The sequence below is a fragment of the Aquipluma nitroreducens genome (assembly GCF_009689585.1).
GTDB lineage: Bacteria > Bacteroidota > Bacteroidia > Bacteroidales > Prolixibacteraceae > Aquipluma > Aquipluma nitroreducens.
The window spans coordinates 635,503-655,374 of the sequence record NZ_AP018694.1; the positions used below are offsets into that span (position 1 = coordinate 635,503).

At 42.2% G+C, this 19,872-nt stretch carries 15 protein-coding genes; 8 read left to right on the forward strand and 7 right to left on the reverse strand.

Annotated features, from left to right (window positions below; all coding sequences use genetic code 11):
• Window positions 1-169: 169 nt before the first annotated feature.
• Window positions 170-3,733, reverse strand: a complete 3,564-nt coding sequence (locus tag AQPE_RS02630) for a UvrD-helicase domain-containing protein (protein WP_318349494.1) — start codon at window positions 3,731-3,733, stop codon at window positions 170-172.
• A gap of 229 nt (window positions 3,734-3,962) precedes the next feature.
• Here AQPE_RS02630 and AQPE_RS02635 point away from each other — a divergent pair, with 229 nt between their 5' ends.
• From AQPE_RS02635 to AQPE_RS02670, 8 genes are all read left to right on the forward strand, one after another.
• Window positions 3,963-4,646, forward strand: coding sequence for an MORN repeat-containing protein (locus AQPE_RS02635; protein ID WP_318349495.1), 684 nt, complete (start codon window positions 3,963-3,965; stop codon window positions 4,644-4,646).
• Window positions 4,647-4,721: 75 nt separating this feature from the next.
• A complete protein-coding gene (locus tag AQPE_RS02640; RefSeq protein ID WP_318349496.1) occupies window positions 4,722-5,162 on the forward strand; it encodes a rhodanese-like domain-containing protein in 441 nt (146 codons plus the stop codon).
• 210 nt (window positions 5,163-5,372) lie between these two features.
• Window positions 5,373-5,741, forward strand: a complete 369-nt coding sequence (locus tag AQPE_RS02645; RefSeq protein ID WP_318349497.1) for a hypothetical protein — start codon at window positions 5,373-5,375, stop codon at window positions 5,739-5,741.
• A 205-nt stretch (window positions 5,742-5,946) separates the two neighbouring features.
• On the forward strand, window positions 5,947-7,836 hold the full coding sequence (gene pepF / locus AQPE_RS02650; protein ID WP_318349498.1) for an oligoendopeptidase F: 1,890 nt from the start codon (window positions 5,947-5,949) through the stop codon (window positions 7,834-7,836).
• 38 nt (window positions 7,837-7,874) lie between these two features.
• A complete protein-coding gene (locus AQPE_RS02655; protein WP_318349499.1) occupies window positions 7,875-8,219 on the forward strand; it encodes a YciI family protein in 345 nt (114 codons plus the stop codon).
• A 412-nt stretch (window positions 8,220-8,631) separates the two neighbouring features.
• Window positions 8,632-9,495, forward strand: a complete 864-nt coding sequence (locus tag AQPE_RS02660; RefSeq protein ID WP_318349500.1) for an anion permease — start codon at window positions 8,632-8,634, stop codon at window positions 9,493-9,495.
• 79 nt (window positions 9,496-9,574) lie between these two features.
• Window positions 9,575-10,537 carry a sensor histidine kinase gene (locus AQPE_RS02665; protein WP_318349501.1) on the forward strand — a complete coding sequence of 321 codons (963 nt, stop codon included), beginning with the start codon at window positions 9,575-9,577 and terminating at the stop codon, window positions 10,535-10,537.
• A complete protein-coding gene (locus AQPE_RS02670; RefSeq protein ID WP_318349502.1) occupies window positions 10,527-11,183 on the forward strand; it encodes a response regulator transcription factor in 657 nt (218 codons plus the stop codon). The genes AQPE_RS02665 and AQPE_RS02670 overlap by 11 nt, the downstream gene beginning before the upstream one ends.
• A gap of 44 nt (window positions 11,184-11,227) precedes the next feature.
• Here AQPE_RS02670 and AQPE_RS02675 read toward each other — a convergent pair whose 3' ends face one another.
• From AQPE_RS02675 to thrA, 6 genes are all read right to left on the reverse strand, one after another.
• Complete coding sequence (locus AQPE_RS02675; RefSeq protein WP_318349503.1) at window positions 11,228-11,473, reverse strand: transporter suffix domain-containing protein; 246 nt, start codon at window positions 11,471-11,473, stop codon at window positions 11,228-11,230.
• A gap of 13 nt (window positions 11,474-11,486) precedes the next feature.
• Entirely contained in the window at window positions 11,487-12,380 is an 894-nt protein-coding gene (locus AQPE_RS02680) for a fructosamine kinase family protein (RefSeq protein WP_318349504.1), read from the reverse strand.
• Window positions 12,381-12,417: 37 nt separating this feature from the next.
• Window positions 12,418-14,439 (reverse strand): beta-galactosidase trimerization domain-containing protein, encoded by a 2,022-nt coding sequence (locus tag AQPE_RS02685; RefSeq protein WP_318349505.1) that lies wholly within the window; start codon window positions 14,437-14,439, stop codon window positions 12,418-12,420.
• A 132-nt stretch (window positions 14,440-14,571) separates the two neighbouring features.
• Window positions 14,572-15,873, reverse strand: coding sequence for a threonine synthase (thrC, locus tag AQPE_RS02690; protein WP_318349506.1), 1,302 nt, complete (start codon window positions 15,871-15,873; stop codon window positions 14,572-14,574).
• Window positions 15,874-15,951: 78 nt separating this feature from the next.
• Entirely contained in the window at window positions 15,952-17,169 is a 1,218-nt protein-coding gene (locus AQPE_RS02695) for a cofactor-independent phosphoglycerate mutase (protein ID WP_318349507.1), read from the reverse strand.
• A gap of 113 nt (window positions 17,170-17,282) precedes the next feature.
• Window positions 17,283-19,712, reverse strand: coding sequence for a bifunctional aspartate kinase/homoserine dehydrogenase I (gene thrA / locus AQPE_RS02700; RefSeq protein ID WP_318349508.1), 2,430 nt, complete (start codon window positions 19,710-19,712; stop codon window positions 17,283-17,285).
• Window positions 19,713-19,872: the final 160 nt, after the last annotated feature.

Below are 19,872 nucleotides of genomic sequence, written 5' to 3' on the forward strand. Positions count from 1 at the left end.
CTGATATTGATTTTAATTTGACTTTGACAGACTAAAAATGTTGCACGATTCTTCTCCTGTTTTACCCCTGCCCTAGAGGGAGCCAGGAGAAAAATCTGGCTGTTCCCTTTAGGGTTCAGGGTAAAAACAGCCAGATTTTTCGAATGTGTCAAAGTAGAATTAATTTGACCTATACCACCACCCTTTTATTTGTTTTCGTGTACCAAATATATCCTGAAACATTTTCGAAACCACAGTTTTTCAATTCACGAATGTAGGTTCGCAACTGGTATTTGTAGTTATCCGATTCCACTTCTCCCGATTTATAATCGACCACTATTACCCTATCATTTCCAATCATGATCCGGTCAGGTCGCTTAACACCATTCGATCCAGTTAAAATACTTCGTTCGTTCACTACACTAAAAGTACCGTCGAACCACGATTTTACCTCCGGATCGCTGAGCAATTCATTCAACTCGATAATTATTTTTTCGGCTTCGTTCGATCCAATTTTTCCTTCCGTTTCGATTCGTTTTACGGCCCTTTGCAAATCGCCGGTTGTTTCAATCAGCGATAAAATCTCGTGTATCAGCTTTCCTTTATTTATACCGCTTTGTTTTTTGTTTTCACTGCTAAAAAAATCTTCGCCCCGCTTCCTGATGTTCAAAAACTGTCTGAAATCAGCAAATTCGAAAGCCGACAGCCGCACATCTTTCATTCTTGGCTCTTCCTTTTTCTTCTCTTTCGATACCGAATACTCGCCAATCTCAACCACTAATTTTTCAGGATCATAGGAAGCTTCAAACAGAACCGACTCCTCAGCTTTTAATCCGCAAGAACCCAAACTACCTTGCTTTTCAACAGCAAGTTTCAGCAAATCGCCCACCGTAGTGAGCTTGCCCGAGAACGATGCCCAAATGTATAAACCCGCCTTGGCGCGCGTAAACACCACATACATCAGATTCAGGTTATCGATGTAAGTATTAAATTTCTCAGCAAAATATTCACGATAAAAAATCGATTTACCAACATCCAATTTAAATCGCACCGGAACCAGCTCCATCTCATTAAAAGGCTCAACATCGGGCTGACACCAAAGCAGTGGGGCCATTTCGGGTGACGAATGCGGGTGAACAGACCAATCGAAAAATGGCACAAAAACATGGGTAAATTCAAGTCCTTTCGACTTGTGGATGGTTAGCACATTAATGGCGTCAATGCTGTCCGAAATTGGGATGGTAAACCGCTCGCCGTTTTCGTCCCACCAATTCAGGAAGCTCGTGAGTTCCGAAGCATGATTGCGCTCGAACACCGAAATCTGATCGACAAAAGCCTGCAAATAAGCCAGTTCATCGGCCAGACTAAACAAATCAAATTTCTCGCAAATGCTGTAAATGATTTCCAGAATAGGTTTTCCTGCCACCAATTCCTCAAACGATTTACTGGCGATATAATCAGACAAAGTAAGTTCGGATTTCGGAGTTTGGAGTTCGAAGTCCAAAAAATCAGGTTGCGGGTTACGGGTTGCAGGTTGTGGGTTAGCCTTCGGATCTAGGCCGTCTGCTTGATCTGACAGATTTTGATCTTCTGGCTTCTGACTTCCATCTTCGGTCTCCGGTCTCCGGTCCCAAGTCTGCAATCTCCCTTCGACTGCTTCGCGCTCTGGCAGCGTTGCTTCGAACAACTGACTCCAATCTTCATTCTCCGTTTGAACCATGCCCCTTGCCCCTTGCCCAAAGCTACTTTTCCGGTCTTCGGTCTCCGGACTTCCGTCTTCGGTCTCCCTCTGCCCTTTGCCCTCAGCTATCGGCCCTTTCAGCCTCGGAACAATCTTCCGGTAATACAAATAATTCAACTGCGCTTTCACCACCTGGTCATCCGGATTCAGGAATGACGTCAGAATGGAAATAATCAGGCTAATAACCTCCGAATTGTTGATGTATAATGATTCTCCGGAAAGAATATCAAAGTTATAATTCCGGTTCTCCGGAAGGCTTTTTTGTTCTAAAAACAGGTCGGCAATCAGGCGGGCTTCCTTTTTCTGGCGAACCAGAATGGCCATTTCAATCGCCTTTACGCCTTTATCCTGAAGAGATTTGATGGATTCGACCAATTCAGAAAGAATCAGCTTTTCATTCCCGTCGGCCAGTTCTTTTTTTGATTCCAGAAACCGCACCCGAACCTGTCCCAATTCGGCGACCTCTTTGTTCGAAACCTCCTGAACACTGTCGGCATACACTTCAGGAATGGTTATCCCGACCGGATTTCCGGCAATCTCAGCTTCTGCAAGTTCACCTTCGATGTGCTGCTGAAGCAATTCGGGAACCAACCTAAAAATTGTATTGTTGAAGCGAATCACTTTGCCGTGGCTCCGCCAGTTACTGCTCAACACTTCATTCTGAAGACCAAAAACCGGAAAACTTTCGCCCAGCTTGCCTGCCAACAAACGCCAGTCGCCGCTGCGCCAGCGGTAAATGGCTTGCTTCACATCGCCCACCACCATTCCCAGATTACCTTCCGACAAGGAATTGCTGATTAGCGGACGGAAATTATTCCACTGTAAACCCGAAGTATCCTGAAACTCGTCGATCATAAAATGCGAATAGACCGAACCTGTTTTTTCGTACACAAATGGCGTTTCGGAGTCGGCAATCACATCTTTAAGCAAATGTCCTGAATCGGAAATCAGCACAATACCTTTTTCGCGGCACAACTCCTTGACCGACTTACGCAAATCGACCAGAATGCCCAGTGTGTACAACTGATTGACGATGAGTTTGGCGGTGATGTATTTTCTCTTTTCAGTCTCGATCAGGCGAACAGCCTCCTGCAATTTGGGCATCAGTTTGGTTTCGGCCACCAACAACAATTGCGATTTCATGGGTTCTTTCACCGTGGCAGTTACCCAGCCCGAAGTGTCGGTTGCTGCCCGAAGTACCGTATTCGAGGGTTCAAATTTAAAGTCTTTCATCTTCTGAAAACTGGCGGCCGGGCCACTTCCCTTTCCTTTGAAATCGTCAGTCGACAAGCCTTCCATCGCCAGAATATTCAATCCTTCCTGACCAATCGATTTTATTCGGGTTTCGTACAGAACGATTATTTTGCTGAGTTTGCCACGGTAATCTTTCAGAAAAGCGCGGTCGTTCAGTTTTTCGTACAAATTGTCGTTCAGCGACTTAAAAGTTTCGTTGTAAATCTCGTTTCCGAGGCGCAAAATGTCTTTTTTGAGGTTCCAGCCTTTGCCCTCCCTGATTTTGTCGGAGGCAAACGCGTCGAGCCATTCCAACAACTTCGGGTCGTCTTCCACCGATTGAATCATGCGGTCGGCGGCTTCTTCCAGAATGCTCTTTTCGTCCAATTCCACATTGTAAGCCGCATTGATACCCAATTCTCGGTTGAAAGCCTTGATGACGCGCTGAAAAAAGCTATCGATGGTGCTAATTGAAAAGCGCGAATAATCGTGCAAAATACGTTTCAAAACCAGCTTTGACTGCCGCTCTACCTGCATGGGGTGCCAACCCAATTCTTTGGTCAGCACATCCATATAAACAGAATGTTTGCCTTTCGCCAGATGGTATAATTCGCCGATGATGCGCGATTTCATTTCGGCAGTGGCTTTGTTGGTAAAGGTTACCGCTAGAATGTGCCGGTAGCTCGACTCGTTGGTGAGCGCCAGTTTCATGTATTCGATGGCCAGCCGGAAGGTTTTCCCGGAACCGGCAGAAGCTTTATATACTTTGAGTTGCGACATTTTTCTATTATTTTACCACAGAGAACACAGAGAAACATAAATTATAAAAACCTGATGCCATTGCGCTTTTGTGGCATTGATGAGTTAAAAGTAAGCATATCTGCGGAACTGAAAGCCGCTTAAGTTTACTAGTTGAACATTTGTTGAAAAGTATTGGTGAAGATGGGATTTTGGAGTGATGAACATATCGGGAAAGGTGGTAACTTTAGAAACTCAAAATCAAAAAACTATGAAACCAAAACACCTATTACCTACCCTTTTATTAACGATTTCCGTAATTCATTTTTCCTATTCCCAGCCAGGAAACTGTAAAGTTCTAAAACCGGAAATAGCTACAAGTTATTCCGGAGAATGCAAAAAAGGCCTGGCCAATGGCAATGGTACTGCCGTTGGAACCGACAAATACGAAGGGAAGTTTAAAGATGGTTTGCCTCAGGGTAATGGAACTTATCATTATGCAAATGGCGATGTTTACATAGGCGATTTCAAAGAAGGAATGAGGAGTGGCAACGGTAAATTTACGTTCAAATTTCTGGGTAAGGATTCCACCTATATGGGAATGTGGAAAGAAGACAAATTGGTTAAAAAAATCGTCCCGGCAGCTTATCTGGTCTCTCAAAAGCAAAATCTGCAGCGGTACACTGTTCAGAAGATAAAAACGGGAAACCGAGTTGTGTTTTCCTTTATGCAGAATGGTGGTAATAACCGATCGTTAACCGGTTTATTATTTACCGAAAGCAGTGGAACACTTATCAACTTAGGACAGGATCAAGGATTTGACAATGTCCAATTCCCATTCAACTGTAAAGTGTCATACAGTACTTTAAATTCATTTCGATCATCGAATACGGATGTCATTTTCGATATTCAGATTAATGAGCCCGGACAATGGGTGATTACGCTTTTTAATTAAGCAAATCCGTCAACTTCAGTAACTGATAAAATCATCAAAAAGATGGATCGTAAAGAGAGTTGAAAGGAGGTTAAAATGAACACGCCACACCATAAAAAACAAATTTCAAAGTTTGCATTGATTTCTTTGGTATTCCTGACTTTTCTGATTCAGGTTGCTTCCGGACAATCCGTATATGTGGGGAAAGCAGGGCCTCAGGGCAAAGTATTGAAAAAGTACATTGAGCCATCGGAGTTGAGAAAGCTCACTGACAACCCGGTCGATTCGATATGGATTATTGATGTTCGTTCTGAAAAAGCTTTTGCCAGCGGTCATATTCCAACTGCGAAATCCTTTCCGGCAGGAGATGTAATGAACCGATTAAATGAAATTTCGAAGAACCAGTATTTGATTATTTATTGCACCGTAGGAGCCAACGCACAAATTGTATCGAAAAAACTAAAAAAAGCAGGATATAAACGTTATGTGAATTGGGGTGGCATTTCGCGTTGGGAATGGGACAAGGGAATTGAATAACTAGCTGTCGTTGTGGCCATAACACATAATTATATGTCGCTACGGATGTATCTCCTAAACTTAAAACCAAAGCAAACCTAAAAATCAGTCGACAAACAAAATCAAGATCGGTCTACTTTTCTAAAATTTGTTGTAATTTTCCACTTTCAAAGCAAGAAATAGCTATGAACTTCGTTATGAATTTGAATGTAATCGCACTTTTCCATACCCATGACAAATCTGAAACATATCAATAAACCAGAAATAAAGGTTGATGAAGTTTTATTGACCATAGATAACATCAAATGGGAAAATGGCCACGAATTTTCGTACAACGGAAGCAGTTTTTTGCTCTTTTTGCTAACGTTGGCAGAACACCAACAAAATGAAAGCCGTGAAGAAGCTGAATATTTTGAGTCCACCGGAGGAAAGGACGGCTGGGATATTTATCTGCTTGAAACGCTTTCCGAAGAAAAAAGGAGAAAAAATTTATTTCATGAGATCATAGAATGCAATCTGCGCGATCAGGATTATTCGAACTCCGAAGCGCACAACATTGCCCTCGATGAAGAACAAAAAATCTTTGGCAAAAGAAAATAAGTGCTCTTGCAGTAAACTACCCCAAATCCTTAACTAAATAAAGGACTCATCAAAAAATATTACCGAACTACTTTCAAAGGAATCTTACAGTGTGAATAGATTGAAATTACCCTTTATGTTTTTCAGAATACATCGAACAGAGGCTTGTAATGCAATACTGTAATTGAATACCAATTGCAGTACGAAATAAAAAAAAACTTTTGCTATGAAATTATTTAAACTTAAATCGCACCTGGCTACATTGATTGTTTTGACATTGGTTGCCACAACGAATGGTTATGGCCAGAAAAACCGCGAGGAAATACCGGAAAAATACAAATGGAATTTAGCTGACCTGTTTCCCTCAGACGAAGCCTGGCGAACCGCGTTTAGCGATATAACAACCCAACTGGACCAAGTTGAAAAGTTTAAAGGTACGCTAACCCAATCATCCGGAAATCTGCTTCAGGCACTCGAATTCAATACTTCAATTTCCAAAGAAGCTTCGAAATTATACAGTTATGTTAGTATGAATTCAGACCTCGATACCCGAAACATGAAATATACCGGGATGAAACAGGAGTTACAGCAATTGTTTTCAAAATTCGGAGCTAAAGCTGCATTTATCGAGCCTGAAATTTTAACCGCCGACTGGGAAAAAATCGATGGGTTTATCAAACAAGAACCCAAACTAGAGGTTTACCGCAAAGGGTTGGAAGACATGTTTCGCACTAAAAAACATACCTTAAGCGAGCCTGAAGAGCGCATCATGGCACTTTCGCGTACGATTTCAGGAGTTCCCGAATCGGTTTTTGGCACTTTTTCTGATGCCGAAATGCCCAGTCCGGAAGTCACTTTGTCGAACGGCGAAAAAGTTAAACTTACCAGCTCGGAATACAACAAATTAAGGGGATCGGCCAACCGGAATGATCGTGAAATTGCATTTAAAGCTTATTGGGACAATTATGCAAAATTTAAAGCTACGTTTGGCGAGACACTGAATGGGAAAGTCAATGCCGATCTGTTCCGGTTCAGGGCAAGGCACTACAGTTCTTCACTGGAGGCTTCGCTTTATCCCAACAATATTCCGGTTGAAGTGTATCAATCGCTCATTACCAATGTCAATAAGAGTCTGCCTGCGTTTCACCGCTATCTGAATATCAAAAAACGGATGATGGGTGTTGACACCCTGAAATACCTTGATTTATATGCACCGGTAGTGAAAGACGTGGATCTGAAATACAGTTACGAAGATGCCACCAAAATCATTTTGGAAGCGCTTAAACCGATGGGCGCCGAGTATGTGGCAACTGTAAAAAAAGCGATCGATGAACGTTGGATCGATGTTTATCCTACTCCGGGAAAACGCACCGGAGCATATTCAAATGGATCGTCGTACGATGGGCATCCCTATATTTTACTCAATTACAACAACTTCTACAACGATGTCAGTACGGTAGCTCACGAACTTGGACATACCATGCACAGCTATTTTTCAAACAAAACCCAACCCTATCCACTCGCCCGATATGAAACTTTTGTTGCAGAAGTTGCTTCTACGTTCAACGAAGTGCTGCTTTTCAACTACATGATTGGTACTGTAAAAGACGACGATGTGAAACTTTCGCTACTGATGAGTTGGCTCGACAATTTTAAAGGAACGCTGTTTCGCCAGACCCAATTTGCTGAATTCGAACTCAAAATTCACGAAGTGGCCGAGCAAGGCAAACCACTGACCGGAGATACCTTCAGCAAAATTTACAAAGACATTACCGACAAATATTATGGCAACGACCAGGGCATTTGCAAGGTAGATGACTACATCAGTATGGAATGGGCTTACATCCCTCATTTCTACCGTACATTTTATGTTTATCAATACAGTACATCTTTCACTGCATCTATATCGCTGGCCGAAAAAGTGATGAGTGGCGATCAGAATGCACTGAAAAATTACATGAAATTTCTGTCTGCCGGAGGTTCTGACTATCCCATCGAAATTTTGAAAAATGCGGGTGTTGACATGACCACTTCTGAACCGTTTGAGAAAACGACAGCTGCTATGAATAAAGTGATGGATGAAATTGAAAAGATCCTGGATAAAAAGAAGAAATAAAGAAATTCATCGAAGTCAAACGCGCTAAATCGATCGTCATGAAAGAATTCATTTTACTGTTCAGAGCCAATTATAAGGATATTGCAAGAGTTTCAGCGGCAGAAACCCGCGAGCGAAACAACCGTTGGATGGACTGGATTAACGATTTGGTTGACCAAAATCACTTGGCCGAAGGAGGAAATCATTTGGCCCCGGAAGGGAAAATTATTCGCAGCAACGGCGAAATTTCGGTAGAATCAATACCTGCGAATAACGAATCCATTTTGGGCTACATTCTGATTCTTGCCTCCTCACTCGACGAAGCAGCCGAACTCGCCAAAGACTGCCCTATTTTGGCAGGAAAAGGAACTTCAGTTGAAGTGAGAGAAATCAGCAACAATTAGAAATCAGCCTTGTAGCTGCAATACAGGATTATTCAGGTTAAGGATTTCATTTGTAAAAAGATGAAATCCTTAACTTTTTAATCGCTTTTAAACAAACTTGATTTCTATTTCCTCCCCTTTCTGATTCAGGGGAGACAAGCCTTTGGGCAACAATTTACAACCTTTTTTTTAAATGACTTAGTGAGCTCATCCAGAATTTCAATCCTGGAATCAGGCAAACAATCCAAATGAAAAATCATTAAAATCTTGTATATTAAACTTATTGGCCTGAAAAATATCCTACATTTTCGTACTGTTTTCACGACATTTTTTACCAAAATGTAACGATCACGAATCTTTCCGGGTTCGTTGACCCGATTTGCATACCATCTGGTTCTTTCGTAGTTTTAGGTTTCAACTTTACAGACAAAACATGGGAATCCTATTGCAATCCATTCTTGGTTTGTTAACCAGTTTCTTTAGCTTTTTCTATTTCAAAGACGTATACAAGAATCGCAAATCGCTTTCGAGCAAACCTGCCACCGGACTACTTGGAATCGGCTTTATCACCAATTTCCTTGACACATTAGGCATCGGTAGCTTTGCACAACAAACGGCACTATTTAAACTTTTCAAGTTGGTTGACGATCGGCTTATGCCTGGAACGATGAATGTAGGAAATACCTTACCTACAGTTGTTCAAGCCTTTATTTTTATGACTTCTGTTCACGTTGACCCGGTTACTCTCGTATCGGTATCAACTGCTGCGCCTGTTGGGGCTGTTCTGGGAGCAGGAATTGTTTCACGGATGCCACGCCGAAAAATTCAGGAAGGAATGGGCTTTGGTCTTTTAGTTGTTGCAACAATTATACTGGCAGGACTTCTAAATTGGTTACCGGTAGGTGGTGAAGCCATTGGCTTATCGGGATGGAAACTGGCCTTCATTATCGTGATGAGTTTTATTTTTGGTGCCCTGCAAAGCATTGGTATTGGATTTTATGCACCTTGTATGGCAATGACATACGGCTTGGGTATGCATCCATTAACCGCCTTCCCAATCATGATGACTTCAACAGCCATGCTGATGGTAGCCGGAAGTTCAAGGTTTATTAAAGAAAATGCTTACGACAGAAAAACGGCCATTGCCCTTACAGTTGCAGGAATTGTAGGTGTATTTCTTGCAGCTTACGTAGTTAAATCGTTGCCGTTGATTACCTTGAAGTGGATTGTTTGCGTTGTTGTTTTCTATACCTCACTAATGATGCTACGATCGGCACATGTTGAAAAATCAAGATAGCAGATTAAATTAAACTTCCTTCTCAGCTTCAAAAGATCACATTACCTTGTAACTTTGTTTGCAACAAAATCGACAGCATATGATCCTGAAAATATTGTTCGTTATAGCCATTATCCTGCAATTTTTTGCGGTTGCAGTTGCCCTCAAACTAACACGGGTAACCAAATACAATTTTTCGTGGATGCTGCTCACCCTGGGTTTTATCCTGATGGCCATTATGCGCCTGGTCGAGTTTTTACCTTACATCAGCGACATTAAACCTCAGGATTACCGCGAAATTTTTGTCTGGGGAGGCGTAATCACTTCGCTGGCTTTTGCCATTGGGGTTTTTATGATTCAGAAGATTTTCAAGTACATGAAACGAACTGAAGATTCACGGCGGCTGACTGAAAAAATGTTTCTGAATACCATCATTCAAACCGAAGAAAAAGAGAGGAAACGTTTCGCCAAAGACCTGCACGACGGGCTTGGACCGCTACTTTCGAGCGTAAAAATGTCGGTTTCGTCGCTGGCACAAATGAAACACGACGAAGCCTCGCGCGAAATTGTTGAGAATACAGAACTGGTCATTAACGAAGCCATCAAAAGTCTGAAAGAAATCTCCGACAACCTGAGTCCGCATATCCTGAACAACTTCGGCTTGGTGCGGGCGCTCAACAACTTCGCCAACAAAATCAATATCACAAAAATCATCCGGATCAACCTAATTACAGAGTTAAAAGATGAACGGTTTGATGCCAGCGTGGAGGTCGTTTTGTATCGCGTAATCTGCGAATTGATAAACAATACAATCAAACATGCACATGCAAAAAAGATTAACATATCTTTGACAATTACTGACAACGATTATATCACCATCATTTACAGCGATGACGGCAAAGGTTTTGATGTGAGCAAAATAATTGAACAACAGGGCGGAAGCGGAATGGGTTTTTCAAATATTTATTCGCGTATTAATTCGCTGAAGGGTGAAATAAACATAGAAAGTGAAAACAAAAAAGGAACTTTGGTAACCATTAAAGTACTGATGCATGACGAGTAAACCAACAAAACGAAAAGTAATTATCGTCGACGATCATACCCTTTTTAGAAATGGGTTGCGAATCTTATTGAACACACTTGAAGACTATCAGGTAGTTGCGGAGGCCGCCAACGGCAAACAATTTATAGAACTGCTTGAAAAAGACTTGCCAGATTTGGTTTTGCTCGACATCAACATGCCCGTAATGGATGGAATTGAGGCGGCCACCATTGCACAAAAGTTGTATCCCGACATCAAAATCATCACCTTGTCGATGTATGGCGAAGAAGATTATTACTACAAAATGGTCAACGCCGGTGTGAAAGGTTTTGTTCTGAAAAACTCAGACATTAAAGAGGTAAAAACCGCGCTTGACGTGGTTTTCGAAGGTGGATCGTTCTTCTCTTCAGAACTGCTTCAAAACCTGGTTGCCAGCCTGAAATCGTCATCAAGAAGCAAAGAAGTTCATGCTGAACTTTCGGAGCGCGAAATGGAAATTCTGATCCTGATTTGTCAGGGATTATCCAATCAGGAAATTGGCGATAAACTCTTCATCAGCAAGCGTACGGTCGATAAACACCGCGCCAACATTCTCGAAAAAAGCGAAAGTAAAAATACCGCACAACTGGTGGTTTATGCCATCAAAAACAAGCTTGTCGAGTTGTAGTAAGACCGAAGACTGAAGTCAGAAGGCCGAAGTTTAAACGCAAATCAATCGACATGGTCAATTTCGGGTGGAACATCCTTTTTTCGTTTGAATTTATTTTTGATTTTAACCAGGAATTCCTTGCCAATCAGGAAAATACTGAGATAAAAGGTGATCTCTCCGGCGATAATCAGACCTGTGGTTATTCCGGCAGCTTTTCCAACTGAAAATCCCAGAAATGGGATCACCGGAATCATAAGCCACAGCAACATTGAGATTCCAAAGATGATATAACCAATAGTTTTTACCATTGCATTCCGGTTTTTAGGTGTATTCCCTGGCTATTTCCAGCGCCAGTTGTCCATACGAAACACCAAACAACAGGTAATGGTTCAGAACATGATAAAGCTGGTATAACCGGATTCTTTGCTGCCAACCCTCCGGAAGCGGAAATTCTTCCTGATAAGCTTTCCAAACATGCAAAGAAAATCCGCCAAACAGCTTCATCATTCCCAGTTCCATTTCACGGTCGGCATAATAACACGCAGGATCAATCAATGCCGGGCCATTTGCCGTGTACATGTAATTTCCCGACCACAAATCGCCGTGAATGAGCGATGGCTCCGTTTGATGAGGCAGTAATGATGGTATTCGGGAAACCAGCTTTTCGTAGATTTTTAGCTCTTCCAACGACATTCCCCTTGATTTCCTGATCTTTTCAACCAAGCTCCAAATCCGACGTTGTGTATAAAATTCAGGCCAGTTATCAGTCCATGTATTATCCTGAAGGGTTGTTCCACAATAATTAGCATGATGAAAGCCAAATGCAGAGGCTGTTTTTCGGTGAAGCTGAGCGATTCCCCGACCCAACCGCTCATCTTGCCCGGAAAGATTGGCTGCAGGTTGCAAATATTCCATCAACAGTAATCCCGGAAAGTCACCAACATCCTTACTCCATATTACTTTCGGAATTAGCAGTGAAGAACCTGCTAAACTCATTTCGTTCAGGCCAGCAGCTTCTTTAAGGAACATATCCGCATGAGCCGAAGCATTCCACTTCAGGAAAAAATCGCCCACCGATGTGCTTATTTTCACAGCATGATTAATACATCCGCCCCCAACTGATCGGGAGTCCTTCAACCGAACCGACGAACCGTGAATGCTGGTCAGCCTTTCGATGCACAATTGAATAACATCCTGCTCCTGAAAATGACTCATAAATTCGGGTTCAACTTAAAATCTGTGATTATCTTGATTACTTCCACTCAACAACCAAAGTCTCTTCCGACGAAATTGAAATAGTTTGTCCGGACACAGTTCCTTTTTTGTCGGCAAACAAGATAACTGGCTTTTTACTCTTATCAGTTATTTTCAAATCAACCCGCCTCAAATCAGCCGATTTATTAACTACAACTGTAATCAGAGCATTGCCCGACTGAAGTGTTTTCATTAATATGTCTTTTTGCTGCGATGCAAAAAAATAGGGCACATTATTGAAATTAGGCTTCAGTTCCTGAGCCAGGAATAGAGCCAATTGTTCGTTTCCTCCCAATCGCGCGCCCAAACCAAGCAGCGACGGGATCCATAAGGTTTCGCCCTTTTCAAATTGGTTTCGGGTAGCCACTGGTTCGCCATCAACAGTCGAGATTACTTTTCCGGATGTATTCCGGATAAAACCTCTCCAAAGGTGAGCGGGCAAAGTGAGCTCATTTATTTTTACATCAAACAGGTTATCAACAGCCTTGAATTCACTGATGTTTCCACCCAGCAATTTGGCAAATGGGAAACCAGTCTTCATGGTGTTATGCAGGTTATCGTCAAAAAAACCAGTCAATCCGTCAACGATCAGTTTTCCACCTTTCGAAACAAAAGCTTCCAATTTCGGAGCATATTCGGTTGGAATGGAAATCTGGTGCGCTAGAATAATTGTAGAACCAGAATAATCATCCTTCGTGAAATCAAACTCACCGAATTCTTTCAGGCTGCAATTGATGCCCAATTCCGAAAGCGTTTCGAAATAGCCTAAGGCCGATTTCATGACTCCGCCAACCAAACGGCCTTCGTAATTTTGCACCGAAGGCGATGCCATTTTCTTCTCAGCCCAAAGCGACTGCCGTACATACAAAATGTTGATTCCAGATTCTACTTCACGTGCATTAGCAAACAGTTCTGGTTTGGAGTCAATTACTTTCAAAACTTCGGCAGCGGCAAGTAACCGGTCAGATGGCTGATCCTGAAAATCGAGCATGGCCCACTCCCCTGCTTCAATACCCGATGAACGTGGATTTAGCGACCAAAATATACCACCTTTGCCTTGAGTTCCGATGGTAACCCACATCCATTGGGCGATCTCATTTTTTGTCGGGCAAAAAGGCGCCATTCCGCTGTAGGTATTGTTTCCTCCTTGTATTTCAGTCATGATCCATGGTAATTCTCCTGCGCCAGAGCGAACAATTTCGCTATTGGCCGACATGGCCATTGCATATTGTTCTCGCTTGAAATATCCAAAATGCCAGCTTGCATGAGCCGAACCACCCAAAGTAGTCAGAAACTTCCTCCATTCAGGAAAATTGTACTCAGCACAGTTCTGAAACATCGCATGATTATTGACATGCAACACGTGTTTGGTATCCCACTTCTTAATTTCGGTGGCAATCCAGTTTAAAAACCAGGTATTGTAATCGAGCAAAAAGCGCTGATCGGTAAGCTCCACCAAAATAGGATAGCCGTTCGCAACAAACTCGCTTTGTGGATTTTTCTGCAACCATTCCTGATATTTGGCTTTTGTAAAATCGGTCCATGGAATATTTCCAGAAACGCCAGGTTCGTTAATTAAAACCCAGCCATACATGCTTTTATACGGACTGAAATGTGTTACCAACTTTTCAATAAATAGGGCGATTGATTGCAAGTGTGCTTCGTCGCGCGGAAACTTGAATCCACCAATATCAGTTTTTTCGGTATAAGGGAAAATGGTACAATAGATCTGAATACCATATTTATCGGCGGCCTTAAATGCCAAATCAAACAAGCTGAAATCCCAGGTTTCGTCTGGTTTGTGCATGTACGATTCGAACATACGGATACGAGTGGTTTTCATGCCGTTTTCTTTCAGCATCCGAAACCAGGTATCAATATCTTCCGGAGTTTGGCCCGGTTCGATAAAAATCTGTGCTCCAAAAACAGGCACATCCGACATCGACTTTTGTGCTGCAGAAAATTTAGCAAATGAAAAAATCAGGAGAAGGGCGATACATAATCGTTGAAAAGTCTTCATAAAGTATAGGTTGTTTGGTTTGTGGTATAGTCAGAAATTCCTCTTCACAAATATAACAATCTGCACCGACCAAATAAAAAAGAAAAGCCGTTTGCGAAACAATCACAAACGGCTTTTCCCAGACATCAATCCTTATTTTTGGAGTAGAAATTGTTTAAAATTAGCAAATTCAGTATTCAAATTAATCGAAAGCTTTTCGCCTTTCATAAATGCAGCTAATTTCTCCGGAAGCACAACTGTTCCTTTACCTAAAACACTTTCAACCGTTTCGGTGAACTTCGCCGGATGGGCTGTTTCAAGAAAAACACCAACTTCACCCGCTTTTAAATCGGCCTTCAATGCACGATAACCAACCGCACCATGAGGATCGAGCATGTAGTTTTCTTTCTCATAAACCATCTTCATCGTTTCGCGAATTTCCTTGTCTGAATATCGGTACCCAACCATGTCGTTCGAAATTTCCTGATGCGAATGGTTATACAATTCCAGTATTCGGGCAAAATTACTTGGGGCACCCACATCCATTGCATTGGCAATGGTTGAAACCGATGACTTAGGTTCATATTTCCCGGACCTCAGGTATTTATACACAATGTCGTTTTCGTTATTTGCTGCGATAAAGCGGCTAACAGGCAATCCCATAAATTTGGCAAACAATCCGGCAGTCAGGTTTCCAAAATTGCCACTTGGTACCGAGAACACCACCTCTCCGTCAATTCCTGCCTCGCGTAAACGGGCATAGGCGTTGAAATAGTAAAAAGCCTGTGGAAGGAACCGCGCCACATTGATTGAATTGGCTGAAGTAAGTACCATTTTGTCATTCAACGTTTGATCGAGAAAGGCCAACTTTACCAAACGCTGGCAATCATCAAAAGTCCCATCAATTTCGAGGGCGGTAATATTCTTACCCAAAGTAGTAAACTGCTTTTCCTGAATGTCGCTCACCAATCCCTTAGGATACAACACGTATACTTTAATCCCCGGAACATCATAAAAACCATTGGCAACCGCACTACCGGTATCTCCTGAAGTAGCAACCAATACATTCACTTCTTTCTGGAATCCCTGAAGGAAATATCGAAGCAAACGAGCCATAAACCGACCGCCAACATCTTTAAAGGCCAGGGTTGGCCCATGAAACAGTTCAAGAGAATACAACGAATCGCTAACTTTTACAATCGGGCAGTCAAAATTAAGGGTATCCTCAACAATCTCTTTCAGTATATTTTCCGGAACATCTTCTCCAAAGAATTTTTTGGCAACTTCGAACGAAATTTCCTGAAAGCTCAGCTTATGTATGCGTCTGAAAAATTCAGGATGAAATTCTTCGATCCGTTCGGGCATGAACAACCCATTATCGCTTGCCAATCCTTTGGTAACTGCCTCCATTAGCGATACTGAAGGTACAGTTTTATTGGTGCTAAAATATTTCATTTCAGAAGTTCAAATTTAGGTGCTAAAGTTAAAAATAGAGGTTGAAACCAATGATCTTCAACATTAAAAAATTATTAGCTAATTGATAATTTTAGTTAATAGCGCTTTCATAAACTGATCTCCTTTTAAGATACCGTAAGAGCCTTTTGCGACCTCAAATTCATCGTAAAACTGAGCGTTATCAGGGCTTTCGCCAGGTTTATAAATAATAAAAGGAACAGCTGCGCGCGTGTGAATTTTTGTTGCGCAAGGCGTTGGGTGATCAGGTAGAACAGCAATAGTAACTGGTTCATCCATTTTTTCGGTTTGCTCAACTAGGTATTTTACAATCCGTGAATCTAAATAGCTTATGGTTTTTGTTTTCAATTCCACATCACCTTCGTGCCCGGCTTCATCGCTGGCTTCAACGTGCAAATAAACAAGATCGTGATCTTTCAAGGCATCGATTGTTGCCTTTGCTTTCCCTTCGTAGTTGGTATCGTACAAACCGGTAGCGCCTTCCACCTTAATCACATCCATTCCGGCATAAACGCCAATTCCCTGAATCAGATCAACTGCTGAAATAACCGCCGATTTTTCAATGCCAAACAGCTCTTTCAAAGTTGGCATTTGAGGCCTGTAGCCCGGAGACCAGGGCCAAATGCTATTGGCAACTTCTTTTCCTGCTGCCCTGCGCTTCAGGTTGACCGGATGTTCGGCCAGCAAAGCCTGTGAGCGTAAGATCAGGTAATTCAACAATTTGGCAGTGGCCGCAGACTCTTCATTCTCGGCTTCAATTAAACAAGGACGGAAAGGTTTTCCAGGAACATCGTGAGGCGGGGTGCAATTCACGTACTTTTTCCCACCTTTTATAACCAGCAAATGACGGTACGAAACACCAGGGTAAAACCTGATCAGTTCGTTACCCAAATTTTTATTCAGGTAATCAATCAACTCGTAGGCTTCCGCATTTGAAATGTGTCCGGCAGAATGATTTTTTATATTTTCATTTTCGATGGTAAGCAAATTACAGCGCAGGGCAAGATCGTTTTCGTCCAGAGTTACGCCCATACTGGCAGCTTCAAGCACGCCGCGACCTTCAAAAACCTTCTGCACATCGTAACCCAAAACCGACATATTGGCAATCTCACTTCCGGGGTGCATATCTTCGGGAACCGTTTTTAGGAGTCCTGTCCTACCCTTTTTAGCCAGACTGTCAATCACAGGTTTTTCGGCCATCTGAAGCGGAGTTTTTCCACCATAAGCAGCCAATGGCTCGTCGGCCATTCCATCACCCAAAACAATTATATATTTCATAAAAATCAGTTCAAAGTTTATTTTCAGTTTCAGGTATCAAGAACTTAAATTAGCGAATAAAGTTCAAATGATTTTAAAATCATTATACTTGATATTTACAACCTATGTCATTTTCAAATGTTTGAAACCCGGATAATATCGGCAAAAACACCGGCCGCAGTTACCGCAGCGCCAGCGCCATAACCCTTAATAATCATCGGAAATTCAAGATAACGCTCGGTATTAAACATGACCAGATTGTTCGATCCCTGTAAATCGGCAAACGGATGGTTTGCTTCAATTTGCTGAAGTCCGATTTCGGCTTTTCCATCTTCGAATTTGGCTACGAAACGCCAGAGAAGTCCTTTTGCAGTCAATTTTTTCCGGTTGGCTTCGAATTCGGCATCCATTTCAGGTATATTTTTCCAGAAATCGTCAACACTTCCTTCAAAATACTTTTCAGGAATAAAAGTGTTGATTTTAATGTCTTTCATATCGAACTGATAACCCGATTCGCGAACCAAAATGAGGAGTTTTCGCGCAACATCAACTCCGCTAAGATCGATGCGTGGATCAGGCTCGGCGAATCCCTGATCTTTGGCCATCCGGATAGTTTGGCTCAAAGGAACAGTATCGCTGATGGTATTGAAAATGAAATTGAGTGTTCCGGAAAGAACAGCTTCGATTTTCACAATGGTATCGCCCGAATTGACCAAATCGTTCAAAGTGGTAATAATCGGCAACCCGGCGCCAACATTGGTTTCGAAAAGGAATTTAACACCTTTCCTCTTAGCCGTTTTCTTCAGGAGCGCGTAGTTTTCGTAGTCTGAAGAAGCTGCTACCTTATTGGCAGTAACAATCGAGACATTGGCATTCAGCAGTTCGGCATATAATCCGGCAGCCTGATCGTTGGCGGTACAATCCACAAAGATTGAATTATACATGTTCAGACCGATAATTTCATTTTTAAAGTTTTCGAGACTCGATTGCTGCCCCTCGGTCGTCATTTTTTCGCGGAAAGTGGCAATATCAATACCTTCACGATTAAACAGCATCTTTTTGGAATTGGCAACTCCCGCAAGTTTAATCTTGAGGTGTTTCTCCTTCAGCAATTTGGGTTGTTGCTGTTTGATTTGTTCGAGCAGATTACCGCCCACCAAACCAATTCCCAACAAGAAAACGTTCAGCTCAACATTCTCCGACAAGAAAAACGATTCGTGAACCACGTTCAAGGTTTTGCGTAAATCAGAAATCTTTACAACCCACGAAATGTTCAACTCCGAAGCTCCCTGCGCAATAGCAATGATGTTAATCCCATTCTTACCGATGGTATTGAAAAGCTTTCCGGCAATTCCAGTTGCATGCTTCATGTTTTCGCCAACAATAGCTACAATGGCCAGATTTTCTTCAATCGTAATCTTATTGATCTGGTCGAGCTGAATTTCACGATCGAACTCTTGCTGGATGGCTGCTTCAGCTTTTGATGAGCTGGATGAATCAATGGCAAAACTGATTGAGTTTTCGGAAGAAGCTTGCGAAATCAGGATGACGTTCACATTCTGGCGAGCCAAAGCGCCAAAAAGCCGTGAAGAGATACCGGTAACGCCAACCATACCCAATCCCTGTATGGTTATGAGGGTAATGTTTGAAATGGATGAAATACCTTTAATCGGCAGGTCTTTCCCATTATGTTTGCTATCGGTAATTAAAGTTCCCTCGTTTTCGGGATCCATTGTATTTTTAATGAGAACCGGAATTCCCTTCTTATAAACCGGCAGAATCGTTGGCGGATAAATAACCTTTGCACCAAAATGCGAAAGCTCCATGGCCTCCGAATAGCTCAGCATCTTAATGGTGTAGGCTTTGCTAATCACTCGCGGATCGGCAGTCATGAAACCATTCACGTCGGTCCAGATTTCGAGCGATGCCACATCCAAAGCCGCTGCCAAAATAGCCCCGGTATAATCGGAACCACCACGGCCCAAAGTGGTGTATTCGCCAACTTCGTTGCTCGAAATAAACCCCGGAACGATAGCAATTCCTGAAAAAGAGGCAAAAGCCGTTTGAATGAGTTGATTGGTTTGCCCAAAATCGACAGTGGCTTTACCAAAATTACTGTTGGTCTTGATCAGCTTACTTGAATCAAACCATTTGGATTCAGGAATATATTCTGAAATAATGAGCGATGACAAACGTTCGCCAAAGCCACCAATTTTATCGAGTGTTTTCGGGGTGAGTTCTCCAATCAACGAAACCCCTTGAATAATCCGTTCAAGCTCTTCAAGCAAGATGGTAGTTTTTGCCTTTATGTCAGCCTGTTTTTCAGCAACAAATAGTTTTTCAATCGTCTCGTAGTGGCGCGTGTTGATTTCCGTCAATTCAGCCTGAAAGTAGCCGGTTCCAATCGCAGCCATTTTTGCTGCACTCAAAATCTTGTCGGTAATTCCACCCAAAGCCGAAACTACAACGATTACATCGTCTGTCTGCCCTTTCAGGATTTCTTTTACCCTTTGAATATTTTCAGCGCTTCCAACAGAAGTACCTCCAAACTTTAAAACTTTCATAATTCTTGAATTAACGGAAGACCTTAAAATATACAAGCATTTTAAGCTTCCCGATTGATATTTATTACAAATGAACCACGATTCTTAATAATCTATCAGAAATCGTGGCAAAAGATACGACTAAAAAAAAGTCCGGGTTTAACAGCACAGCTGCCAAACC